Source organism: Pseudomonas sp. Irchel s3b6, from assembly GCF_900187415.1.
GTDB lineage: Bacteria > Pseudomonadota > Gammaproteobacteria > Pseudomonadales > Pseudomonadaceae > Aquipseudomonas.
The window spans coordinates 1-24,987 of sequence record NZ_FYDM01000017.1; the positions used below are offsets into that span (position 1 = coordinate 1).

Here is a 24,987-nt window from a genome sequence, read left to right on the forward strand (position 1 = left end):
TTGAGGGTTGCCTGGACACTGTCACCATCGCCGTCGGTCGTGGTCGCCGTCAGCGTCACCAGGTCATCCGAGGTCAGGCTCGTCGCATCATCGGGATCGCTGGTGTCGGGATGCACCACCGCCCGAAGCTGGTCGAGGGTGACATCACCATTGGCAGCGACGCTGACGGTGAACACCAGCGCGTTGCTCGTGGCCGTACGGCCTTCGACCACTGCGCCATTGAGCGACAGGTTGACTGCCTCACCGCTGGCGGTGTCGGTCAGCCCAGAGGCCCCGGCCACCACGCCCAGCGCATAGGTCAGGGTGCCAGCCCCATCGGCGCCAAACGCCGAGTTGAAGTTAGCGGCATAGCTCTGGGTATCGTTGATCGCCAGGACTGTTTCATCCACCGTCAGTGTTGGTGCCTCACCGGTGGTGCTGATGCTCGGTCCATCATCTTCGAACACCAGGTTCTGCCCAATATTGAGGGTCGCCTGGACACTGTCGCCATCGCCGTCGGTCGTGGTCGCCGTCAGCGTCACCAGGTCGTCCGAAGTCAGGCTCGTCGCATCATCGGGATCGGTGGCGTCGGGATGGACCACCGCCCGAAGTTGGTCGAGGGTGACATCACCATTGGCGGCGACGCTGACGGTGAACACCAGCGCGTTGCTCGTGGCGGTCCTACCCTCCACTACTGCGCCATTGAGCGACAGGTTGACTGCCTCACCGCTGGCGGTGTCGGTCAGCCCGGAGGCTCCGGCCACCACGCCCAGCGCATAGGTCAAAGTGCCAGCCCCATCGGCGCCAAACGCCGAGTTAAAGTTGGCGGCAAAGCTCTGGGTGTCGTTGATCGCCAGGACTGTTTCGTCCACCGTCAGCGTTAGCTCCTCACCGGTGGTGCTGATACTGGGTCCGTCGTCCTCAAAGATAATCCTGGAGCCGATTTCGGTGGTCGTAATAGAGGGTTGAAACAGCGAGAAGCCACCGATATCAAAATCGGCGTGATCATTGCCCCTGGCGTCGCGGGCCGCCCCGTTCTCGACGAGCACGCGGTTATGATCCGCGGTTGTGGTGTATTCAATCTGATAGCCGGCTTTGACACCGGTGATGGTTGCAACCCCGCCAGAAAAGCTGATGCCAATGGCCGGATCATTCACCGATCCGTCTGAATCCTCGATCACCAGCCCGGTGCTGATGTTGATGATGCGAACATTGGTGATTGCAACCGGTGTATCACCCGCATAGCCATTGATGAAATTCACGCCAGGTTCAGCAGCGGTGTTGAATGCGCTGATTTTTACGACAGCACTCTTGCCGCTTTGCAACTGCACGATGTCGAAATTGGCCGACGTTGTATTGTAGACGTCGGTAAAGTCGATGTTGGATTCAACATCTGCTTCGGTCTGACTAAGGTTGGGAACGGTCACATCCTGCCTGGCGCCCGTGACGAACGAAAAGCGGATGCCCTCTTGTTCCACAATCATCTGATTGTTGGTACCGATGGTGGTCGGGCCACCCCCATGGCTGGTATTGATTCTGTCGCCAGTGTTTATATTGGCGCCGCTTGACTGGTCTGCGGGGTCCTTGCCGGTGGCAATGATGGTGGGATCCGTGATCCGCGAGACACCATCGACCATTTCAGTTGTCGGGTTCGCTTTCGTGAACATCAGGAACAGGTTCTGGCCGGAGGGCACATTGGCCAGACTGAATGCCGAGTCCTGAATGGTTCCGATGAACACCTTATCCAGCAGATTGACCGCATCGTCGGGGTTGCTGGTATCCGGATGCTGCAGCGGTTGGTACTGCACGACCCAGATCTTGCCGCCCGAGACCGGCGAGCCGGTTTCTTCAATGTAGGCTGCGAACACGATCACGCCGCCGGCTTTGCCTAGAACGATGTTGTTGTTCGAGTCCGTATAGAGAAGGATGGGGGTGCCATCGAGGGTGAGCAGTCCGCTGTCCAGGCCATTGAGCGCCGCGCCAAGGCTGTCGGTAAAGCTGATATCGGTAATGCTTGCTCCGGGCGCAGCGATGCTGAACGCATTGCTGCCCGTGTTGCCCGCAGCCCCTGTATAGCCACTCAAGGCGGCAGCCGTTACGGCACCAGCTCCAAGTGCGGTCAACCGGGTAGAGAAGATCGAGGGCAGGGACGCCACCAGAATGTCATTGTCGTCAGCGTCTCCCGCAGGGCTTGCCGTGGCGGTGCCGTTCTGCAGCCCGGCTGTTTCGTCCAATGTAACGTTCACACCGGTCACCAGGACGCCCGGAACGCTGTCAGTAAACGACATGGTTGCCATAGCATCGTCACCGGTGCCGGACACACCATCGGCACCCGCAGAAGCCGCGGAGAGCAGGAATGTCGCGCCTGCCGAGTCGTCGGGGTTCACGTACCACGAGGTCGTGAGGCTGCCGTTGACCTGACCGTCGAGATCGCCGGCGCCGCCGTCGATCACGTACCAGGGATCATGTCCCTCACCGGTGTTGGTATCGAGCACATCATCGGACGTGCCCCACACGTTATCTGCGCCGGCGCCGGTGGCGTGCTCCACTTCGAGCGCCACTGTGCTGCCGGCGGCGAAGCCGCTGGCCGTGATGATGGCGGTGCTGCCGGGTGCGTAGTCGCTTAGGTCGGTGGTGATGGTTGGAGTGGTTAGAGGGGTCGAATCGTTCGTGAGCGATGAGTTTTTCTTGCGCGTACTCATGACTTCCTCCTGAGCAAATCCAGTTATCGAGTCCAGACCGTGGAGCTGTTTTACTGCATCCCAGAACTATGAATAATCGCCGGAGGTTGCACATCGGCCGATACTCCTAGGTGGGGTAGGAGTTTCAGACTACTGGGGAGGGGACTGCTGGGAAGGGGTAGACGGAATGATGCGAAGGAGCGGCGCCGCATAGTCCATTTGTGAATGAGGACATGGCGCCGGTGCTCAAGGCCGCCCAGGCTTTAACGGCCAGCGCATCGAGCTGAATTTGAGCCAGCTCAGGCGGCCGGGGGCGGGGGCTCGCGCCTATCAACCACATAACAACCAACCGCCGAAAATGGGTGACTCAACGAGGCAGCCAAGCTGAGCGGTGCTCGTTGAGACCGTTAGATACAGGTTCAAATCGATCACGACTCAGGTAGGCCGGTGTTAGATCCTGAGATTCCGGTAATCCTCTGGAAGCCTTACAGAGCAAGGCCTGCAATGCCTTTCAAGAAACAACCACAGATGAGGATTTAAAAGCGCCTATCGCTGAGTGCCAGACTCCATCCGCAGGCCTAGCCACTGCCTTTGATGGGTATTGGCCACAGGCTCGGACGCCCTTTCGCACCGTCATTGACGTGCGACGATGAAGGCGACGCCTCTCAGGTACCAGGGTCGATTAGTCTCGGTGTATTGCAGAGCGAAGTATTTGTGTTTTGACGCGATTTCAGGACTTTCATGCGTTTGACTACATCCCCCCCAGGGGGATATGGTGCCGACGTAATTCATTGAAGCCTGAGGCTCAAGTCATGAGTGAGCACGAACACAACCATCCCCACACCCATCAAAGTCACGAGGCGATCATCAAGCGCCTTAAACGTGCAGACGGTCACTTGCGCAGCATCATTACCATGATCGAAGAGGGTCGTGAGTGCGTGGACATTGCTCAGCAACTGCATGCTGTCGAGAAAGCGGTGTGCCAAGCGAAGCGCACATTGATCCAGGATCACATCGACCACTGCCTCGAGGACACCGTATCGGCCTTGAACAATGGCGAGCGCGCACCGCTGGAAGCGTTCAAACAAATCACCAAGTATCTCTAAGACTGACATGCCCAATTTCGCTGAACTGCTGCAACAGGGTGGCTCTCACGCCTGGCTGTACTTCCCGAGCGCTATCTTGCTTGGTGCTTTGCATGGCCTGGAACCGGGCCATTCAAAAACCATGATGGCAGCTTTCATTGTGGCCATCCGTGGTTCGGTAAAACAGGCGGTGTTATTGGGCCTGGCCGCTACGCTTTCGCACACCGCTGTGGTGTGGCTGGTCGCCATTGGCGGCATGTACCTGGGTAAAGGTCTGGACGCCGAAACCACTGAGCCTTACTTCCAGCTTGCCTCTTGCGCGCTGATCATTGTGATTGCGCTGTGGATGCTCTGGCGTACCTGGCGTGGCGAGCAAATGTTCAAGTTCGAGCAAGCTGATGACCACCACCACGGCGAGCATAATCACAGTCACCATGATGAAACCCATCGCATCGATACCGGTCATGGCCGCGTCGAACTGTCGATCTTTGAACAAGGCATGCCAGCGCATTGGCGCATGAAAGCATTGACCGGGCATGCCTGGCCCGCCTCGGATGTTCGCCTGACGACTACCCGTCCAGACGGCAGCACTCAAATGTTTTCATTCGTCGAGCGCGAAAGCTTCCTGGAGTCGACGGTCGATATCCCCGAACCTCATGAATTTAGCGCTCGCTTGAGCCTGGGGCATGCAGGGCATTCCCATGATTACGACCTGGAGTACCAGGAGCATGATCACGGACATACGCATTCCGAGCTGGAAGGTCTGGAACTGTCGATTGACGGTTATCAGGATGCGCATGAACGTGCGCATGCCAACGATATCCGTAAGCGCTTCACCAACCGAGAGGTCACCACGGGCCAGATTGTCATGTTCGGATTGACGGGCGGTTTGATTCCTTGTCCGGCTGCCATTACCGTTCTGCTGCTCTGCCTTCAGGTTAAAGAGGTGGCATTGGGCGGTATGCTCGTCTTGTGCTTCAGCATCGGCTTGGCGATCACGTTGGTCGCTGTGGGTGCTGCAGCGGCTGTTGGTGCCAGACAAGCCTCCAACCGCTGGCCGTGGATGGGCACCGTTGCTCGTCGTGCGCCATACCTGTCCAGCATGTTGATCATTGGGGTTGGCCTTTACGTGGGCATCCATGGCTGGATGGGCCTAACCGGGTAATGTGATGTTAAGCACCAAATAGAGGCAATTGGCCGCATCATGCTTAAGGTGAGAAAGCTCACCCTAAAAACAACATGAGCATGGCGTTCGCCTGATGAAACTATTTGCCCTTCTGATCGCCGCAGTCCTTTCGATGACGTCCGTGGCTGCCTTCGCGCATAGCTGTGATCCCTTGATTCTAAAGGGTGCACGGCCTTACTTATCACAACTTGCCAAGCAGACTTTGCCTGCGAAGGGATAGCCCAAGTTGGAGTATCGCTAATTGCCGTCAGCACCATGACAGTGGTATTGACTTACCTACCGCCTGTGCGCACACAGCCGCCTGAGCTGGCTCAAATTCAGCACGACGCGCTGGCGGTTAAAGCCCGGGCGGCCTTGAGCACCGCCGCCATGTCCTCATTCACAAACAGACTATGCGGCGCCGCTCCTTCACGACATTCCGTCCCCCCCTCCCCAGTAGTCTGAAACTCCCACCCCGCCTGGGAGTATCGGCCGATGTGCAACCTGTGGCGCTTATCCATAGTTGTCGCATGTACCAGAAATAGGCCCACGGTCAGGCCGCGGTCACTGAAATTGCTCGGGAGAACATCATGTCTATTCGCACAAAAAACTCATCGCTAACGAGCGACGACAGTACTTCTACCTTCGTGAGCGATCCGGCTCCCCTATACGTTCCGACCGTCACCACCGCCACCATCGCGGCCAGCACTCCGAGCGTCCTGGCGACCGGCGTGAACGTTACGCTGGACGAAACCGCCGGGCTGCAGAACGGCACCGCCACTGCAAGCCCCGCGGGAGACGCTGACGACAATGACATTCTGGTGGCGTCCCTGCCCTCGATCTTCTCTACCCGGTTGACCGCGCTTGGGGCCGGTGCCGTAACGGCTGCCGCCTTGAGTGGCTATACGGGGGCGGTGGGCGATACGGGCAGCAATGCGTTCAGCATCAACGCTGCGCCCGGAGCAAACATTACCGATATCAGCTTCACCGACAGCCTTGGCGCACCGCTCAATGGCCTGGACAGCGGACTGGATACCCTCGATGGCGTCAATATCCTTCTCTATACGGATACGAATAACAACATCGTTGTGGGGCGAGCCGGGGGGCCAGCCGGCGCGGTCGTGTTCGCTGCCTATATTGAAGAAACCGGATCGCCGGCCACGGGCGGCAAGATCTGGGTCGTGCAGTTCGAACCGCTCGAGCATCCGGACGCTAGCAACCCCGACGATGCTGTCGATCTGTCGGGTATTGTTTTCGTCGGAGCCAGTCAGGACCTGGAATTCAGTCTGGCCGGTGTGCCCTCCGGTGCGAACCTCTTCCTGATGTTCACGAAGGCGAACCCGACAGTTGTCGATGACGCTGGTGTCTTGCGGATCACGGATCCCACCATCATCGCCACCGGCAAGGACCCCGCAGACCAGTCAAGCGGCGCCAATATAAACACTGGCGACACGATCATTACCAGCCAGGCGGCTAACCCGACCACCTTCGGCACCAACAACCAGATGATTACGGAACAGGACGGCATCCGCTTTTCGTTCGTCACGGGCGCCAGGCAGGATGTGACCATTCCCAACCTTAGTCAGAACGAAGCAGATGTTGAATCCAACATCGACTTTACCGCCGTCTTCAATGCGAGGATGGCCAATTTCGACGTCGTGCAGTTGCAAAGCGGCAAGAGTGCTGTCGTAAAAATCAGCGCATTCAGCACCGCGGCTGAACCTGGCGTGAATTTCATCAACGGCTATGCGAATGACACGCCGGTTGGCATCACCAATGTTCGCGTCTTCAACATCAGCACCGGGCAGGTGATCGAGAATTCAAACGGATCAGTGAATGATCCGGCCATTACCATCAGCTTCACCGGTGGGGTTGCAACCATCACCGGCGTTAAAGCCGGCTACCAGATTGAATACACCACGGCGGCGGATCATAACCGCGTACTCGTCGAGAACGGGGCGGCCCTCGATGCCAGGGGCAATACCCACGCCGATTTTGATATCGGTGGCTTCACGCTGCTCCAAACCGCTGTTTCGACCGCCGAAATCGGCTCCAAAATCATCTTCGAAGATGATGGCCCAACACTCGCATTCGGCAACCTGATCGGGACCGGTAGCGTCCTGCCGCAAACCGGGTTCTGGAATAATTCGGCCGGCGCCGACGGGCTGGGGGCGACCGGTCTGAATATCTCGTTGGTCAATGGCCAGTTCACCCTCGTCAGGCCAGACAACACGACCACGACCGGGACCGGCACGCTCACCGAGCTGGTGCCCTCACCGGACGCCAATGGCGCGTACCAGTTTGCCGGGACGTTGACCGGTGATTTCGACAACAACGCCGCCACGGCGAATACCACCGTCGACTACACGCTGACCGCCTTCGCCGATGGCAGTTATGCACTGGATCTGGTGCAAGGCTTCAGCTCGACGATCGTTCTCAGCAGTGCCGACGGCTCGCTGGCTGCCGGCGGTCCGGATCCAGTGCGCACATTGTTAATTCCGGAGACGGATAACCCGGCTATTCCTTCGGCATCCGAGGAGATTGTGTTCTTTTCCGCGAAGGCGCTTGCGTCGACTGCGGATATCCTGACCGGCATCGGGCTCGGAGCACCCGACCCCACCGAAGCCGCGCTACAGACCACCCCTCTGCCGTCGTACATCGACCCGGCGGCCATGAACGTCAGTACCTCCGGCATCGGCGTCGCCAACAACGTTTTCCAAGGAGACAACCTGGTGGCAATCAGCGCCGCCGATGAAAGTTTCGTCGTCAATCCGGAGAGCCTGCTGACGGGCATGAAGGTCTTCATCGACAACTCCGTGGCGGGTTACAACACGGCGACCGAGGACCTGTACTACAGGATCTACTATGAGGATGGCACGTTTTCGAACCTCATCGAAGTGAACAGCCTGACTCCAGAGGCCGGCGGGCAGGTGTCCTTCCTCATTGAGAAGGAGGGTACGGCGCTGATCGACGCTGTTCAGCTCACGATGGGCCGGGGCGATATCAAGATCCCGGTGATCCAGTTCATTCAGCAGAGCGAGAGCCTGGCCAGCGATATCAAGCTGGCGTTCAATGCGACGCTGACGGACAAGGATGGGGACTCGGCGACGAGTACGTTTGACGCCAACCTGTTCGCCAACGACTTGGTCGGCGCCTTCGACTACACGCTGGTGGGTACGGGCGGTGAGCGTGATGCCTTCAACGTCGATTTGTCATTCGATGAGAACCTGTACCAGGTCACCGGCTTCGATGCGGGCGCCAACCTGCGAGACACCCTGGTGCTCAACGGCGACCAGAACGCCGTTGTCCAGATCGACAACAGCGGCGCAGACAGCATCGTGACGGTTGCCGAAACTGGCGGAGACGTCACGACCATTACCTTGGTCGGGATTGATCTTCTGTCTAGCGACATTGTTCTTGGCAGCGTCTGAGGCGTCGCGCGGGTAAAAGGATGCGAGGGTGGCGTAGGAACCACCCTCGCATTGCTTCTGCAGTTTGAATAGGAGATCCGCACGATCGCATCCGCTGTGAACGCTCGAACACCACCAGGCTTGAAGAGCGCGGCGCCACACCAAGCAACGGCCTACCCTCTCCAGAAACACGCCAGGCCCCCTGACAATTGCGTGCATGGCGCTCACAGTGGGGTTGCTTTCGGCCCAACTCAGACATTAAATCGAGACCGAAGCATAACCATTTTCATTGCTTGAACGGCGCTCCTGTCTCTTTAGATGTGCGCTGGCCTAAAGTATCTGAGGAGCAGAACCGTGATCACCGAGGCTCCTTAGACACACTCGAGCTTATCGCGCAAAAACTCGATAAACCGTTGCGTCTTGGCCGGAAGCAGCCGGGTCTCGGTTAGCGCATAGACAGAGACGGGGGCCCGAAGGTATCTCCGGGTACCGTTGGATACGGGTTCAATTCGGTCACGCCTCAAGTTGACCGGTGTTAGATCCGGAGATTCTGGTAATACTCTGCAAGCCTTACAGAACAAGGCCTGCACTGCCTTTCAAGAAACATTACGAGAGGATTCAAAAGCGCCTATACCGTCCTGTGGCTTGACTCGCGGACCAATCGACAGAAACGTATTGCGTGGTGCTGGCACGGGGTATTGCTGACAGCAGTCAGCATTACTGCGCAATTGCACTTACCTGACCACGGTTTGCATCCGTCTTGACCCGCCCGTACCAGTGGCGACTGGCTGAACACAACTCACTGCATTCATTACAGAGAACCAAGATCAGTCTTCCCCGGAAAGTCTCCCCCAATTGTTGAGGTGCTACGCATTACGTCTCTTAGTGCTTCCACTAAAGCGCAAGCAGCAGGTGACAATGTAGTACCCACTAGGCGAGAAATACCGATCTGTTCCAAAATCAAAGGTTCGAAAGCGGGGAGACGAACAAGACTACTACTGTGTGCCGGATCAAAAACCACCGACTGAGGTAATATCCCAAGAAGATCCGTCTGCTTTAGCAGCCAAAGTATATTAAAGAAAGATACTGTCTCTATAGTTGCATGCGGTGGATCAACATTTTCTCGGTAGAAAATACTATCGAACTGCTTCCGCAAAGTAGTCTCTACTGGTGGAAGAAGCCATGCCTCACGTGCGAACTCTTCGAGCTTTACCTTGGGTTGCTGAGCGAGAGGGTGATCACGCCGCGCAACAATAATTGCGTTCTCGCTAAAAAGAGCTTCCTGAGAGACAACAACACTTGAGCTAACATCGGAAAGCCTCCCAATTAGGAAGTCCAGTTCCCCCGAGATGAGCCGGGGTATAAGTTCGCCGCTCACTCCCTCGACGATTTTAATGCGGACGCTTGGCCGGCTTTTCCAAAGTCGTGCAATCGCCGCTGGCACGAGATAACTTGATCCCGTTAACACACTTCCTATAGCGACACGCCCGGCATGCCCCTTTCCAAGAGCATCGATTGCTTGGGAAACGTGGTCTAGCTGTGCAAGAACCATACGACTGCGCTCTACAAAGGCCCGGCCAAGCTCTGTAGGCGTAACGCCCCGACGGTTCCGTATGTAGAGCTGAGCCCCCACAGCCTCCTCGAGGTCCTGTAACAATTTGCTCGCCGTTGGCTGTGAGAGGTTGAGCGAGCGCGCAGCGTGCACGACACTGCCATATTCAAACAGAGCTATAGCCAAGCGGAAATGCCTGACCGTCGCCCATTTTTCCAGTCTGTCTAAACTCATGTGATATTCCAATTGTCGATACCACATCCAATATATTCTAGATTTACGAATATCATAACCCCCCCTAGAATCTGTCCAAGCGAAACAGCCCTCTCCACACGAACGCTCGGTTGAGCACTGCCAAGAGACTCAAGACGTATTGACGTAAAGCGTTGCAGGCACGCGCCCTACTTATGCCATGCATCTTGGTTTATTGCCGCAGTGAATCGACATTGCTCAGCCAGGTGCAATCTTAAACTTCCACTAGAAAGCACATGAGCCTTGCCGATTCTCCCTTTTCAGTTCTTGTTATAGTTTCGATTTTCATCAACATAAGCGGAGTAAGTGTTATATGAGCATCAAAAACCTCGAAACCGTTAAAAGTTACTTTAAATACTGCGTTGACGGAAAAGATGCCGAGAGAGTTTCCGAGTACTTTGATGCCGACGTGATCGTGCATCGACCGGACTGTGATGCTCCAATTTGCGGCTTGGAGAACTTCAAGCGAGCCTTGAGCATAAATGTTCTCGACCGGTATCAGACAATCAAAACTACGTTTAGTAAGGAAGTCGTCACTGATGACGTTGTTGTGGTCGCATTGACGCATTACGCCACCGGATCGAATACATGGCATGGCTTTAACGTAGAAGGCAAGAGCCTGACCTGGACGGCCCTGACGTACTTCCGTTTTAACGAAGAAGGTAAGGTCGTCGAGGAAATCGTAGAACGAAACGAACTGTTCATGGCAAAACAGCTCGGAATCATCAATTACGACTAACGCTTAGCAAGGGCATCAGGAAGCCAAGCCCATCGCTGCGAGCGCTTGCTCGCAGCGGTGGCACAACAACTTGGCCCACTGGGGTGCTCGGGGCCTTTTTGTTACCGTGGACACCACCAACCATCGGTCAGTGGTGTGCCCCTCGATGGCGGCGTGCCCTCTCCAGAAACACACCGGGGACCCTGGCAGTTTCGACCGAATACGGGTGCGAAGACTCGCGCAAATTCGTTAGCGGCACCCCGCCAAAGTTAGTTAACTGGTTAACTCGGGTGGTTAACTGGGCTGAAAGCCTTATGAGTCGTGGCCTGTAGCCCGTTAACTAAGCATTTGAGCAGGTTAACTCGGCTAACGTCAATTCGCCTGAGAGCCAAGCGGGCCGTGGATTTCAGTCGGTTGACTGGTGGTTAGCCATAAAGAGCTCAAGGTGCAGATCGAGTCGTTGCGGAATACGCTCGATAGTCTCCCCTTAAACTGTGACGACTGCTCCCAAGAACAGTGGCAACAGCGACTCCATCTGCAGGACGAGGTCGCGGACCTGGAACAGGCCGCCACGAATCTCAATCGGCAAGCTTTGTACCTTGGCAAAGACATCCTTCGCCTTTCCACGCTGCTCAACGCCGACAAGCAAATTGCGGCCAACAGCAAGCGAGACCAAGAGCTTGCGACAGAGATTGCACGGCTAAGGGACGGCGTAGAGCGTGTGCATAGCTCCATTACTGACATTGAGACCAAGCACGAAGGCGCAGCAAAGAGCGCTGACATGGCGCTGCAAATCGCGGTTCAGGCGCGTGCCCGGGCAACGGCCACTGGTGATATTCAAGGCAGCACCGCCGCTGAGAAGTCGACGCAGGAAGCGACGGCTGCCAGCCAGCTAGCTCGTCAGGCAAAGAAGAACGATGAGCCTCTGCTAACAGCTTTGCGAGCCGAGGCCGAAGCTATCGACGCCCAGATTTTGAATGCGCTTGACCGTGACGGCCCGGACCACCAACAGCGACGACAGCAGCGAGGGACGCTTGCTGCGCCTGTTCACCGACAGCGGCATCAAGGAATGGATCATTCCCATGGAGGTGTTCGGTGGCAGTGGCGAGGATGCCCGCCGCCAGCTGTTCGGCATGGGCGTCATCATCGCGCTGAAAAAGCGCGCTGCCTTCATGGAGTACCTGCTGGAGCAGCGTCCGGAAGAAGTCTTCGCCACCACGGGCCGTCCGGGCTGGCATGAGTCGGGCGCCTTTGTCTTGCCTGGGCGCACTCTCGGCAGCGACAAGGTGCGTTATCAAGCCAGCGGCAAAGGCCAGAACCTGTTCAGCGTGCGCGGCGAGCTGGCGCTCTGGCAAACCGAAGTCGCCGCCAAGTGCGCGGGCAACCCGGTGCTGACCCTGGCTATCGGCTGCGCACTGGCTGGACCACTGCTGAGTCTGGTTGGCGTGCTGGGCGGTGGTGTGCACCTGGTGGGCGACAGCTCCAGCGGCAAGTCCCTGGCGCAGTTGATTGGTTCGTCGGTGTGGGGCGACCCGGGCGTGTTCGCCGCCAGTTGGGACATGACCAAGGGTGGCTTGGAGATCGAGGCTGCCGGTCGCAATGACACCCTGTTGCCGCTGGACGAAATCAAGCGCGCCGATCCGAAGCGTGTCCAGGAAATGGCCTACTCGCTGGCCAACGGTCAAGGCAAGGGCACCATGACCCGCGAGCGCGAAGGTCGGGCCAAGCTGAGCTGGCGCCTGCTCACCCTGTCCAGTGGCGAGCGCTCCCTCTCTGAGCACGCCGCCATTTCCGGCAATGCCGCCCACGCGGGCGCCGAGTTGCGCATGGTCGACGTGAACGCCGGTATGCGCTGCTACGCCAGATCAGCGAGAAGGACGTCGAAACTGCTCAGATGGAGGTCTTCGAGCGTTCGGCAGTGGATGATGTGGTGGCCTTGGAACTGGCCGGCAAGTACGCAGTTGCGCCGGATTAATTCCCTGGCTTTGAGGTGACCGTAGGCCGCTGGGTTCACCCCTGGCGGCCTTTTCATTCGTACACCACACCAACACCAACATCGACGTATTGAGCAATCCCGCCAGTATTCAACGAGTGGCCAGACTGAGCATTTTTCGTTGAATGCCGTTAGATAGGGGTTCAATTCGGTCACGGCTCAGGTAGACCGGTGTTAGATCCGGAGATTCTGGTAATCCTCTGGAGCCCTTACAGAACAAGGGCTGCAAGGTCTTTTAGAAAACAACCATAGGTGAGGATTTAAAAGCGCGCCTTATCGCTGAGCGTCAGGTTTCATCGGCAGACCCAGCCTCTGTTGCATGCAACCAAAAACTACATCATGACTGCCAGCAATCGGCTAGACGCAATCCTTAAAATAGGTCTTCTGAGCATTGCTCCGCCGGCGGCCACACGCCGGATCTTTTGCTATTCGAGCCACCTACACCGCCGGCATACTTAAAGCTGTTCCCGTGACGGAGGTATCACATGATCAGCCAGCGATCCCGCTACTCGCTTGCACAGTTTCTAGAAATACAGGGCACGGCAGTGTCCGTCGCTCTTTTCAGCAAATACGGCATTCAGCATCAGCCTCTTTATCCAGCCCACTTGTTGATGTGCCTGATAAACGTCGTGCGCGACCAAGACCCTAGAACCTTGCTCCTGGTGCTTCAGGAGATCATCGCAACGCCAGGAAGTCTCCGCACCAAAGTGTCGCCAAAGCACGTATTCGACGAGCGCATGTACGACCTGACCCAATGCCTACTGATTGACGGATACATTGTTCAGGATAAGAAGCTGCTGCAGGCAGACCCCTCCATCGCCGACGCTGCCCCCTTGGAAGACGATCTAGTCATAGCGCTGCGTAATTCGGGAGTTCCGAAACGCGAAGCTATCATCGACAAGATCAACGATTCGGCCGAGGCATTTCGTTCCAGTCCTTCAGACTACAACGCAGCACTGACCAACGCGCGGGTGGCTCTTGAGACTTTGGCAGTGGATGTCGCAGCTGAAGTCTCCCATCAGTTGCAAAACACCGCGACGTACAACCCGGCAAAATGGGGTGAGGTCATCGGTTTCCTACGCAGCAGCGGCGAGATCACCGTCGAAGAAGAGAAGGGCCTCGCCGGGGTCTTCGGGCTGCTCAGCCCTGGCGCGCACCGCCCCATCGGCATTCCAGAAAATCAGATGGCGAGGCTGGGCCGATCCTTTGCCCTGAACATGTGTTGGTTCTTATTGCAGAATCGGCTAGCACGCCGCAATAGTTGAAGGTGCACCATACCGCTCTATGCTTGGCAGTTCATGTCAGGGGTTGGTGACGACCTCAATCATTGACTTGACGTCGCCAACCCGGAATCTGATTCCGCTCTGTCCATTTTGGGGTCGCCTAGGGGGTGGGCCTTGGGGTAATTCGGGCCGTGTCTTGTGTATGTACCACCCATTTTCAGTAGTTGGTTGTTGTTTGGTCTACAGGCGCGAGGCCTTGATTCTATGGGTTATCCAGCCTTGCTTATGACAACCAGCCAACCCGGCCATGTCGGTAGAAGCTTGGTTTAGGTTGGCGTATCGCAGATTGCCGTCAGCGCCATCGCGTCTTGCTCTTGTTTGCCAATTTGCATCCGACTTGTCCAATGACCCATTTGATGATCGTCGGCGCATGCATCTAGAAATTCCATCATGAAAAGTGCATTCGGGTCGGTATCGGTCGCTCCTAGCTTTCCGCTACGAAGAGGCAATACTTTTTAAGTAATGCCACATTGACATCAAAAGCTATGGACAGTTTATGCATGTGTCCGTAACGTGCGAACACGTCGCTGTATCCCTACGCCGTTACTGGGGCCCCGACATACTGTTGTTACCGCAATGGAGTAAATGGCGCGAGAAGATGATTTGTGTAAACCAGATGGCTTAGAACTGATGTATCGCGATCAACTCTGACGTGGAATAAAAAGATCATGCAGCACAATTCAAGATTTACGGACGATTATAATGTTGAGCGCGGAAAGCTGAAGATGCTTCGCGCGCTTGAAGTATATCTCTGGATGTTAATTGCCACTGCGATAGCGGGGCGAGTAATTTTTCTCTCGGTAATGAATGTTGATCAAATGCATTTATTTCTGCAAGAGTATTATTGGGATGTAATAACTGCGGGGTTGATTCTAATATTTCCAGTATTCTTCAAATTGATATTTGGACTCCTGCCTCTTGAGCTCATACGAGCTAATCGTCAGCAACGAACACAGCCTTCTGTAATAAACATTGGAGGAGATTATGTTGTAGCCACCCCTAGTAATGTTGGTGTTGATGCGGGCCAGGTAGATACTGTAGTTGACGCCGCCTTACTAACTGGGAAAGAATTGCTATTAAGCCATGCAGTAAACTCTCGAGGTTTGGCGAAAGGCATCTACGGAAGGTCTGGGGTTTACTTGTTGGTAGGCGTATTGGTGGCATTTTCCGGTCTGGCTTTTTTTTACTCTCAAACTGCCAGGCTTGATCTTCCCACAGACCCAAATACTCTGCTGTTTTCCTTGGCGCCGAAATTTGGAATATTATTTTTCATCGAATTTGTAGCCTTCTTTTTTTTAAGGCAGTATCGATCTGCCATGGATGAATTTCGCTACTACGAAGCTATTGCTAGGAAGCGAGAGGAGGTGAGTGCACTGTTAGGGATGGCAAAAAATTCAGGTGCAACCATTGAACTTATGGAGCTGATTAAACATGACTCGTACTTTTCAAAAGGTAACGTCCTGGATAAGGATCAGACAACTGAACTAATTGAAACTCGCAAGATGGAAAAAGGCGAAATCGATTTGCTGGAGAAAATCGTAGAGACATTGGCTAGAGCCAAAAAATAAATTATGCCAAGTATAGGTCATGCTTTTGAGTACGCCATGCTAAAGTCATGGCAATACATATGAAAAATATCGCACTGGTTGAAAGCTACCTTTCCTGGGGTTACCTCAAACCGAAAGCGGAATATTCTGTGCTCTAAGACAGGTGCTGGTTCGTATTCCAGATATTATCGCGCTGGGCCTGATCCTCATGTCGGAGAACTCTAGAAGTGCAGCAGTTGCGCAAAGACAATCACTACGTTCCGAGGCTATACCTAAAGCAATGGGCCAATGCAGGCCAAATTTCCACTTATCGACTATTGGTTGCGAGTGAAAATGTTCCACTTTGGAGGAAGCAATCCCTAAAGGGAATCGCTTTTCACCAACACCTTTACACCTACCTTGCAGGACAAGAAGAGACAGATGAGTTCGAGCGTTGGCTCGACTGTGAATTTGAAGGTCCCGCTGAAGAAGCCATTCGCCGAGTTTGCGGAGAAGAGCGGTTATTACCAGAGCATTGGAGACGGTTGGTACGTTTCGCGGTGGCCTTAGATGTCCGCACCCCTGCTAGCCTCAGACAATTCATCCGTAAACAGAACGAGACATTGAAGAGCTTGATGGACGAGACGATGCAAAAATCCGTCCATAAAATGGAAGAGGCATTAAGAAAAAGCGAGCCACTACCAAATAGCTTGGGGGAAAATGATGCTCTTTCTTTATTCAATATCTCAATCGAGCCTTTGCCGCATGGCGGCGGGCAGATAAAGGCAGAAACCATCGTCGGTAGACGACTATGGATATGGCAAATGAGACACTTGCTTACACAAACAATAGGTCGATTGCCCCGCCAAAAGTGGACCATCTTGCATGCTCCACCTGGGATGTCATGGCCCACAACTGATAATCCGCTTGTTCGTCTTAATTTCCAGGACTCAAAAAACTATGACTTTGCTGGAGGCTGGGGAGTTAAGAACGGGGACATAATCCTTCCGTTGAGTCCGAAACACCTTCTCTACACCTGCATAGGAAGGCGAGTTTGGGACCGAGGTACGATACCTGACTTAGGGACATTCCAGCTCATACGGAAGATCATTATCGAGCATGCGGATCGCTATGTATTTGCTCAAGAGCCCAGCGACGTTCATCTGATTCGACCTAGATTTGTTTGCCCTACAACGTATAAAAATGAGGTATTAGCCTGGCAGAACTGGAATCGTCACCAGTGCCAAGCCGAGCTGGAGCTTCAGCGCTGACTGTATCCGAGATCTAATTACAAGGTCAGAAGACACAGTTATCCGTGGTTCAATAGGTTTGGCCATCAAGCTCGATGAGTTTCACATCCAGCGGCGGTCTGTCTCTCCCAGAAACAAGCCGGGGACCCTGGCAAATAAGTCGAGGAACGGGTGCGAAGACTCGCGTGATTGCGTTAGCGGCAGGTTCTGAAAGTTAGTTGACAGGTTGACAAGAAAACCCTGAATTTCAAGCTATTGGGTGCGTGCAACGCGCAGACGCTTTTCGCTCAGCCCCCGCCGATACTGGGTGCGGCGTGCGTCCAAACGACGACCGCTTACCCTGAACAGACGCTCAAAATACCTGTCAACCTTGTCAAGTAAGTTGACAAGGTTGACAGCTTCCCGAGAAAGAAACTGGATGAACTTCAGTTACCAGCGGGCAAACGTAGCGAGAAGCTGCAATCGGCCAAAAGAGCACGTTCACTATTCAAGAGATCCGGGGCGATTCAAACGACCGATTGTAGTCATTGGTTGCTCTACGATTCTCTACCGGTCATTGCTTTACTGAGGAATCAGCGTTGGAGCAGCTACGGGTGGCGAAGTATCATCCTAACGCGCACCTACCGACGCCCTCGGAGCAAACTCACATGGACATGATCCGGTTCAACGATTTTTACCTGCGCCTCTACAGAGCTAACCTACATCAGGATGGTCAGGCATTGCTGGATGAGTTCTATAACCTCTGGCACGAAGCGGAAACCTCAGGGGTTGAGGCCGATATCCTGGTAGAAGAAGCAAAGGACTGCCTTCATCAGATTGCGTCTACTGACTTGTTTGTCCTGGCTGCCTGCGAATGGATCGGTGACAAGGGCCATCACACGCTCAGCAGGGCATTGGTGCATGAGGTCAGCGTCAAGTACCTACAACATCCCAAGTTGGTGAGATTCGCGCTGTCCGGGGCCACAGAGGCATCCACCTGCGCTGTTGCTCGCAGGTTGTGTACCCTAAACGTTCCTGTACCAGTAGCTCTCGGCTGGGTGTTGAGCCTGAACGAAGACCTGCCCTCAAGCCCTCTGATTTCGGCAACGACCTCCGTGGTAATCGATTTTTTGGCGACAGAGTATCCTGCTACCTGCAAGCGTCTCCTTGAAGCAGAGTCCTCACCGCTCACTCAGTCAATGCCCGCCAAACACCTAGGCGAAAGATTGTCCGCCGAATGCAACGCTTTGGACGCCCTGCCCCACCTCACTGAGCTACAGATGTCATCGGACATGCGGCGGAGCATCAGCTACGTTCGCCGGAACGAAAATCGGGCGGAGATGGAAAGGGCTCACGGCGAATCTCTGTTCGAGATGTTCGTGACCGCACAGCATTTCAAATATTCCAACCAAGTGTCTGTGGAGTATCAGAACGATCACAAGACCGTCGAGACGATGATCCCCATGTTCACGCAGGAAATGAGCGTGGAGCTGCCTCAAACCTGGATCGCCGACCCGCTGGTGTATGACCAGAAAATCATGAGCCTATGGAAGGGAGCTGACGAATGAGTATCCAGTTGGTTCTCTCACATTACCTTTCAGGGCTTCGGGAGCGCGATGAGCTGGATGCACTCCTTCCAGAGCTTCTCCAAGCGATGGGGCATTCGGTGCACAGCCGTGCTCAGATTGGCGTGAATCAGGGTGGTGTCGACGTCATGTCCACCAAGGAGGATGCTCAGGGGCAGACGGAAGTCTTCCTGTTCATCATCAAATTCGGCAATGTGAACCGGAATGACTTCTACGGCACACAGCAGGCCATCTCGCCCTCCATCCGCCAGGCGTACACCGAGTACGTCCGGAATCGGTTACAAGAGCCTCTGCAGGGCCTAAAAAAGCGAATCGTCCTAGTTTCAAATGGCATCCTCAAGCAAGACGCCCAATCTGATTACTCGGCAATCTCGAAAGAGGTCGCCGAGTTCTCTCCTCTATGCTCGCTGGATTTCTGGGGCATGGATCAGTTGAGTCCCTACATCGAGGAGTACCTCTTTGACGATGCCTTGCTGCTCGGAAAAGGAAAATCCAACCTGAGGGCGGCCTTAGCCGGGCTTGAGGATACGAAGGCTTCATTCTCCAGGTTCGTTCGGTTTGTTGATGACTGCATGGCAGTACTTGAGGATGAAAAAGACGTATCAGAAAATACGCGTGCGAACCGCTTCCACAAACGGGCAGCGGCGGCGGGCATGGGGTGGGCTGTGCTTCTCGCCTGGGGCGAAAGCGAGGGGAATCAGAAACCAGGCGTGCTTGCAGGGGAGTACCTTTTGCTACGCCTCTGGAGCGAATCGATAACGCATGGCCTGCAGACCGACACCCAGTTCCTCAAACGTTTCGAAACGCTTGCTCGGCTACATGCGAACGCCTTGTTACGGTACTACGAGCGCGTGATGCCATCACTCCTGAACCGCAGAAGGATGCTCCGCTACCGGCCCGATCAGGTGCTCTACATCGACTTGATTTGCGATGAGCTTGGCCGGTTGGGCACCACACTGCTGTTGCTCCAGTCTCTGAAGGTCGATACCGCAACACTCCGAGGTATGCACGGGTGCTTGGTCTCCTTCATCAACGCGCACAATGGATGCTTGCTACCCGTCTATGACGGACAAGCCATTGACCTTTCGATAGCCATGACCGCGATCATGGCCGTGGGTGATACAGCCAGCACCCAACTCCTAGTGCGTGAGTGCATTGATCGCTTTGACGCCGCTCTGCATCAGAACAGGATCATGCCAGTGGATACAGATGATCTTGAAGATGCCATGGCCCTGTTCTTCGGGAAAGAAACCCAAAGAGGTCGATTCTTCAAAACCACGACTTTGGTGCCGCTCCTGGGAACCATGGCTGCTCTATTGGGCGATCAGGAAGCCCTCGATCAACTGAGTGCGGAGATTATTCCAAATCTTGAAGGGGTGACCAAGGAAAGGTGGTTCCCTCAAAAGGCACTGGAGATGCTGACGGGGTCCGATGCTTATGTGAATGCGATTGGCATATCACGAGCCCTGACCGGCTTTCGGCAGACGCCAGCTGATGAGGTTGAGGCTTCTGTGAAGGTGCCGAGTCAGGCCGCCTCCCCAGAGGATTTCGCTTGGCACAACACTACCTGGGAAGTGCTGATTGCGATTTCAGCTAGGTTGCACCGCCATCCTTTGCCCACCTGGTACGTTGCGAAGCTTGCCAAAGTCCATCCGGCGCTATGACCGAACTCACCTGATCGACCTGACCCTCGTCATCGATGACGAGGGCTCGACCAGAGAGAAGTGGAACCTTCGCTCCGGTCGCCCTATGCCATAGGGAATAGGTAAACCAGCACTCGCGGGTCTAGCAATGTGTGTCAGGTTACTCGCTTCGAGTAGGCCTCTATCCAGCCCGCAAGGGCCCGCATATCGGTTTCGAGTTGAATGAGTTCGGGGGGTACTGCTGGAAGATCGTCTGCCTGAGAATGCTCATACACAGAGTATCGTGTCATCAAGTCGTCGATCAGATCACAATCTTCCTGAGTGATGTTGCTTAGCTGCCTCAGTAGCCCCTTGGTCATCACTTCCCTGCGGAATCGCAGCACGACGCTGTTCAGCATCACCACCTCAACAGTGCGCTCCACGATGATTCGGAAGTCACTGCAAACACTCTTGGCCATGAGGTCGTAGCTTTCAGCATCGCCTTCTGCCTGGTGCCTCTTGAGTCGGGCCAAGCTCTCATTCAGGAGCTTGTTGATGGCCGGCTTTGGTTTCGAGTCTCGAGCACTATGTCCGGTCAGAATACCGGATGTTTTGTCGAGACGTCGCAGCGTCTGAACATCAAAGGCGATGTCCGGGATATCTGGATGTTCTTTCACTTTCTTCACTGCAGACTCCAGAAGTGTCACCAGCGACAGCCTGTGGGTGAAGATGATGACCTGGCGGGTCTGCGCTAAATCTACGAGTCGCGCGACAACCCGCTCTTCAAAATCTTGATCGAGCGAGGAAATAGGGTCGTCGAAAATAAACGGGGCCACTTGATTTGAGCCAGTAATATCCGCTAGAAATGCAGCCAAGGCCACAATTCTTGTCTCGCCCTCACTGAGAATTTGTTCTGGGGGGCGGGTTCCTTTCGCGCCAACCAGCGTCAGTCCGAATGTTGTCCTGCCTTTACCGACGGTTTTGCTTTGGGGGGCTACAGGCAACCTCGAGCCACCCAGTAGCTTGAGTTCGGCGGCAAAGCGAGTTTGATATCCCGCCTCCACTTCGGATTTCGCCAATTCGTTGTTCTTGGTCGTAAGCGTGTTGGTTGCAGCAAGCCGGATGGCTTTCCCGTACTGGTCAACAGCCAACAACCTATCACGTTCTGCCAGCACTGCTGGTTTGTTTTGCGACAGCCACTGCAGGGCCTTCAGCTTAAGGAGTTGTGCCTCCATTTGCTGCCGTTTGCCGTCTTGAGAGAGCTCTGTCAGCGACTTTTCTTCGCCGCCTAACTGCTCGGTTACTTGTGCCAGTGCCTGATCTACCAGTGACCAGTCAAATAGGGCAACATTTTCGATTTGATCAACGGTCTCGAGATCGGAACGTCTTTTCACCAAGGTTTTATGCAGATCGATGGCCTGCTGTTGATCCAGTTTGATCAGGGCCATATGAGCTAACCAGTCCTGTTCTTTCGGCGATTGGGGTAAGGCGATGACAAAACCCTTATGTTTGTCTTCTGCTTGTTTTGCGGCTAGCTCCAAACCTTCGGTGACAAACTGCTCAAAGTGGCTCAACCGATGGCTAGCATCCTCATTGAGCTCTTGCTGGCAAAGCACACACCTTGCTTGCTCACCCACAACAGGAAACGGTTGACCAGGGTAAGCATGATTTTGAGAGAACAATCGAGCTTGGGCCCATAACTGTTGCCACACCGCTTCCCCGACTCCTTCGAGTGGAGTTTCGGAGAAGAGTTGTTGAGCAAATTTCTGAGCGGCTTGTCGCTTTTCCTTTGCGTCAGCATTGGCACTTACGATGATCTGTGATGTTTCGTTGGAGAGCTTGTCCTTGAGTTGGCTCATAGCTAGCCGAACTGTTGCCAACCCCTGCTTTTCTTTCGTGATTGAGGCCAGTCGCCCCGCCACGTCTTTCTGGGCCAGTGCACCTTCTGTGATAATCCGCTCAGCGTCGTGCTCGGGTGTGTACGTACAGAATTTGTCGATAGCTGCTGTAGTCGTTGCAGGCTTAATATTCGCGAGCCACTTACGCTCCTCAGTGACTTCCAAGTCCGCTGGGAATTGTGGCAGTACACTAAGCAAAGCATTCTTCGATGCAGTAAGGTGCTGACTAACCTTGTCTGAGACGCCGATCAATGACGCCACAAATTTCATTTGGCTTGGCTCGTAGCTGGCCTCGTTTTTGCCCATATATTGGCTAGCCGTTCTGGAGTCAAATATCTGGGCGTGACGAAGTAAAGGATCTGCCCCCTGGGTAAGCGTCCATTCAATTGTTCCTTTCTTTCCTCCTGCCGAGACTTGGAAATTAGCCCTGCAAGCCTCAGGTTCTTCGATGAAGACGTTTGGGTGAATTTCGTCTTTTGAGCGTGAGCCACATGCCTGTTTCAGAAGGCGTGCATATCCGCTTTTTCCTGAACCATTTTGACCGTAGAACACTGTAATGTTGCCAGGGCCAAGGGGTAGTGCTGCGCCTGATTTGATCGCATTCAACCCATGGACTTCTGAGATCCCTTCAATGCGGATGGCAGGACGGCTGGCAGCAAGTGCCAACGAGCCAGGCGATACAATGCCGAAGCCTGGATCCTCTTCCTTCTTGGATTCGACCATACAAAGCCGGGCAAGCTCTATGATCTGGTCCTCTGTTGGGGGCTTCTTGGTCTCGATTAGATTCTTGGCAGCTGTCTGTAACCACCGGCTTCTTTCGCCGAGCCAACTTTCAAAATCGTCGGCAATTGGAGCGACTAGCCCATTTGAATATGGTACAGCCATTGAGATCTCTCCTTGAAAACACCGCGGTCGAGCGAGTATAGGCCAATAGTGGCAAATTGCTTTAGGTGCGGTTTGACCAGAAAACCATAAGCCTCCGTCCTTGATAGTAGAAAAGGGAACAGAATTATTTATTGGGAGGAGTGACTGCTTCTAGCCGGCTTCTGCCCGTCACTTCCGGTTGCTAAGAGTCGGCAAATGCCTTTGGCGAAATGTGCAGTGCTTCGCTAGAGCTTCCCCAAAACGCGCCGGGGACCCTGGCAATTTGGTCGAGACACGGGTGCGAAGACTCGCACAAATTCGTTAGCGGCACCCCGCCAAAGTTAGTTAACTGGTTAACTCGCTTGGTTAACTGGGCTGAAAGCCTTATGGGCCGTGGCTTGCAGCCCGGTTAACTAAGCGTTTTAGCAGGTTAACTCGGCTATCCGTCAATTCGCCTGAGAGCCAAGCGGGCCGTGGCCTTCAGAGCGGTTAACTAAGGAGTTAACCGACTAAATTACTCGGTTAACTGGTTAGCCGCTTGAATTGAGTGATCAAATCGGCTGAGAGCCAGGCGGGCCGGGGCTTTCAGGCAGTTAACCTAGGAGTTAACCGACTAATTTACTCGGTTAACTCCTAGGTTAACTGGTTAACTCGGCTGGTTAACTGGGCTGAAAGCCTTGTGAGCCGTGGCCTGTAGCCCGGTTAACTAAGCATTTGACCTGGTTAACTCGACTATCTGCCAGTCTTTACCGGTGATAGCTCGCGCTCGCTCCCGCGTTTTAAACGCGGAGGTGATCCGTCATTTCATCTCGACCAATTACAACGGGAATATACGGGGGTGTCATTCCTCAAAACGACCCCCCTCCAACGCGGAGACTGCGCCGCATTTTGGTCTTGCTGATGAGCTGCCTTCTCGGTCGATCTTTCCGCTGTTCTGGCTGTTTCTGTTCCCCAAAAAAAACACTGGGGTACAAGTCCCCCCGCTCAAGCCCCCGGAAACATTGGCTGTTCCCACTGTTCCCCCGTTCCCCCGTTTTTTGAAACCAGTCACACATTGGATGGCGGACAATCGCGACAGAGGGACGCCATGAGTCTCCTTTCTGGTCTGCTCGATCACATGCCTCCGACCATGGCCGGTACCGACTCGCCAAAAGTGGCTAGTCGCCCTCGCCCACCTGGTGGCTGTCAACCGCATCGAGCGCCCTACTCAACTCGCAACCAGTCCACACGCCAGCGCTGCCAGCCTGGAGTGGCGCCAGACGCGGGGCCACTACATCAACCACCTCGCACTGCCGGCCCTGTTATGCCCCCAGAGGGCGCCGCTGTGCTGTGGGGGCGGGTTTTCGGGCGACCTACGACTCCCCAATGGAGGACAGACCATGAATGTTGCCAGCGTGGTTGCCACGGTATCGCCCAACGTTCTCCGATTTGAAATCGGAATAATGCGCACTATGGGTTTTGGCATTTTAAATCGCGAAACCCGTGCAGGATCAACAGGCCATCTGCTGTTCCAAACCGAGGATGGTTCGCGCTCACTTCCGCGTTTCAAGCGCGACTTCGGCAGCAGCTCGACTTGCCCCCATTTCAAACCGAGGCAAGACCGCGCACCTGGTCAAACGCGAACCGACATGACCAGGTACAACGGTGTAGGGCTAAATCGAGGGGCGATACAGCAACCCGCCAAATAGTCGTGTAGAAAACGACACTCTGTGTAGGAATCAACACGGCTTGTCGAGCTCTCAAAGGTGGAGGGTGTCGTTTAAAGAAACGACACCACAGCTTGGTGGAGATGGTCGGTCAGCGTCTTCAATGACGATCGCGAATCGCTGACTTGTATGTGCGAGGAAGGGTTAACCGGTTAATTCAGCGCCAACAAAAAAGGCCCCGCCTGATAGTTCAGTGCGGGGCCTTTTTTGCTGACGCTGGTACGCTGCTGGTAGCGCTTCCCTGATCTGGTAGGAATAACCGGCGAAAGCCTTGAAGAATATGGTGTCCCAGGGCAGGTTCGAACTGCCAACCTTCCCCTTAGGAGGGGGATGCTCTATCCAATTGAGCTACTGAGACACTGGCCGGCCGCAAGGACATGCGGCGCGATGGACGGCGAGCATGTTAACGGGCAACCCCGGTTTTGTCATGTCGTCTGT

General features: G+C 54.8%; 12 protein-coding genes, 1 tRNA gene and 2 pseudogenes. 10 read left to right on the top strand and 5 right to left on the bottom strand.

Annotation, left to right across the window (positions count from 1 at the left end; all coding sequences use genetic code 11):
• The coding region (locus CKW07_RS21345) for a DUF5801 repeats-in-toxin domain-containing protein (RefSeq protein WP_371850666.1) at nucleotides 1-2,276 on the bottom strand (2,276 nt) is incomplete at its 3' end.
• 1,196 nt (nucleotides 2,277-3,472) lie between these two features.
• Here CKW07_RS21345 and CKW07_RS21350 point away from each other — a divergent pair.
• From CKW07_RS21350 to CKW07_RS21365, 3 genes are all read left to right on the top strand, one after another.
• Nucleotides 3,473-3,766 carry a metal-sensing transcriptional repressor gene (locus CKW07_RS21350; protein ID WP_095146922.1) on the top strand — a complete coding sequence of 98 codons (294 nt, stop codon included), beginning with the start codon at nucleotides 3,473-3,475 and terminating at the stop codon, nucleotides 3,764-3,766.
• Between the two features lie 7 nt (nucleotides 3,767-3,773).
• The gene (locus CKW07_RS21355; protein WP_095146923.1) at nucleotides 3,774-4,910 is read left to right on the top strand and encodes a nickel/cobalt efflux protein RcnA; all 1,137 of its coding nucleotides are present in this window, start codon (nucleotides 3,774-3,776) and stop codon (nucleotides 4,908-4,910) included.
• Nucleotides 4,911-5,500: 590 nt separating this feature from the next.
• Nucleotides 5,501-8,341, top strand: coding sequence for a DUF5801 repeats-in-toxin domain-containing protein (locus CKW07_RS21365; protein ID WP_176465358.1), 2,841 nt, complete (start codon nucleotides 5,501-5,503; stop codon nucleotides 8,339-8,341).
• A gap of 350 nt (nucleotides 8,342-8,691) precedes the next feature.
• Here the strand turns inward: CKW07_RS21365 and CKW07_RS25780 are convergent.
• Nucleotides 8,692-8,790, bottom strand: a pseudogene (locus CKW07_RS25780) (LysR family transcriptional regulator); the annotation flags it as partial.
• 341 nt (nucleotides 8,791-9,131) lie between these two features.
• Nucleotides 9,132-10,106 (bottom strand): LysR family transcriptional regulator, encoded by a 975-nt coding sequence (locus CKW07_RS21375; protein WP_176465359.1) that lies wholly within the window; start codon nucleotides 10,104-10,106, stop codon nucleotides 9,132-9,134.
• A 331-nt stretch (nucleotides 10,107-10,437) separates the two neighbouring features.
• On the opposite strand from CKW07_RS21375, the gene CKW07_RS21380 reads away from it, so the two are divergent.
• The 7 genes and pseudogenes from CKW07_RS21380 (at nucleotide 10,438) to CKW07_RS21410 (ending at nucleotide 20,123) form a co-directional block, all read left to right on the top strand.
• A complete protein-coding gene (locus CKW07_RS21380) occupies nucleotides 10,438-10,863 on the top strand; it encodes an ester cyclase (RefSeq protein ID WP_095146926.1) in 426 nt (141 codons plus the stop codon).
• 962 nt (nucleotides 10,864-11,825) lie between these two features.
• A pseudogene (locus tag CKW07_RS21385) lies at nucleotides 11,826-12,701 on the top strand (DUF927 domain-containing protein); the annotation flags it as partial.
• 619 nt (nucleotides 12,702-13,320) lie between these two features.
• Complete coding sequence (locus CKW07_RS21390) at nucleotides 13,321-14,100, top strand: hypothetical protein (protein WP_095146927.1); 780 nt, start codon at nucleotides 13,321-13,323, stop codon at nucleotides 14,098-14,100.
• 686 nt (nucleotides 14,101-14,786) lie between these two features.
• Entirely contained in the window at nucleotides 14,787-15,686 is a 900-nt protein-coding gene (locus CKW07_RS21395; protein ID WP_095146928.1) for a hypothetical protein, read from the top strand.
• A gap of 206 nt (nucleotides 15,687-15,892) precedes the next feature.
• Entirely contained in the window at nucleotides 15,893-16,915 is a 1,023-nt protein-coding gene (locus CKW07_RS21400) for a DUF4238 domain-containing protein (RefSeq protein ID WP_095146929.1), read from the top strand.
• A 626-nt stretch (nucleotides 16,916-17,541) separates the two neighbouring features.
• Entirely contained in the window at nucleotides 17,542-18,441 is a 900-nt protein-coding gene (locus CKW07_RS21405) for a hypothetical protein (RefSeq protein ID WP_095147000.1), read from the top strand.
• Nucleotides 18,438-20,123 carry a hypothetical protein gene (locus CKW07_RS21410; RefSeq protein ID WP_095146930.1) on the top strand — a complete coding sequence of 562 codons (1,686 nt, stop codon included), beginning with the start codon at nucleotides 18,438-18,440 and terminating at the stop codon, nucleotides 20,121-20,123. The genes CKW07_RS21405 and CKW07_RS21410 overlap by 4 nt, the downstream gene beginning before the upstream one ends.
• A 134-nt stretch (nucleotides 20,124-20,257) precedes the next feature.
• Here the strand turns inward: CKW07_RS21410 and CKW07_RS21415 are convergent, their stop codons facing one another.
• Nucleotides 20,258-22,864, bottom strand: a complete 2,607-nt coding sequence (locus tag CKW07_RS21415) for an AAA family ATPase (RefSeq protein ID WP_095146931.1) — start codon at nucleotides 22,862-22,864, stop codon at nucleotides 20,258-20,260.
• Between the two features lie 1,966 nt (nucleotides 22,865-24,830).
• Nucleotides 24,831-24,907, bottom strand: a tRNA-Arg gene (locus CKW07_RS21425).
• Between the last annotated feature and the right edge of the window lie 80 nt (nucleotides 24,908-24,987).

What these genes read in the sequence shown, in the direction of transcription:
- CKW07_RS21350 (WP_095146922.1), top strand. Translation starts at nt 3,473, where the DNA reads ATGAGTGAGCACGAACACAACCATCCCCACACCCATCAAAGTCACGAG.
- CKW07_RS21355 (WP_095146923.1), top strand. Translation starts at nt 3,774, where the DNA reads ATGCCCAATTTCGCTGAACTGCTGCAACAGGGTGGCTCTCACGCCTGG.
- CKW07_RS21365 (WP_176465358.1), top strand. Translation starts at nt 5,501, where the DNA reads ATGTCTATTCGCACAAAAAACTCATCGCTAACGAGCGACGACAGTACT.
- CKW07_RS21375 (WP_176465359.1), bottom strand. Translation starts at nt 10,106, where the DNA reads ATGAGTTTAGACAGACTGGAAAAATGGGCGACGGTCAGGCATTTCCGC.
- CKW07_RS21380 (WP_095146926.1), top strand. Translation starts at nt 10,438, where the DNA reads ATGAGCATCAAAAACCTCGAAACCGTTAAAAGTTACTTTAAATACTGC.
- CKW07_RS21390 (WP_095146927.1), top strand. Translation starts at nt 13,321, where the DNA reads ATGATCAGCCAGCGATCCCGCTACTCGCTTGCACAGTTTCTAGAAATA.
- CKW07_RS21395 (WP_095146928.1), top strand. Translation starts at nt 14,787, where the DNA reads ATGCAGCACAATTCAAGATTTACGGACGATTATAATGTTGAGCGCGGA.
- CKW07_RS21405 (WP_095147000.1), top strand. Translation starts at nt 17,542, where the DNA reads ATGGACATGATCCGGTTCAACGATTTTTACCTGCGCCTCTACAGAGCT.
- CKW07_RS21410 (WP_095146930.1), top strand. Translation starts at nt 18,438, where the DNA reads ATGAGTATCCAGTTGGTTCTCTCACATTACCTTTCAGGGCTTCGGGAG.
- CKW07_RS21415 (WP_095146931.1), bottom strand. Translation starts at nt 22,864, where the DNA reads ATGGCTGTACCATATTCAAATGGGCTAGTCGCTCCAATTGCCGACGAT.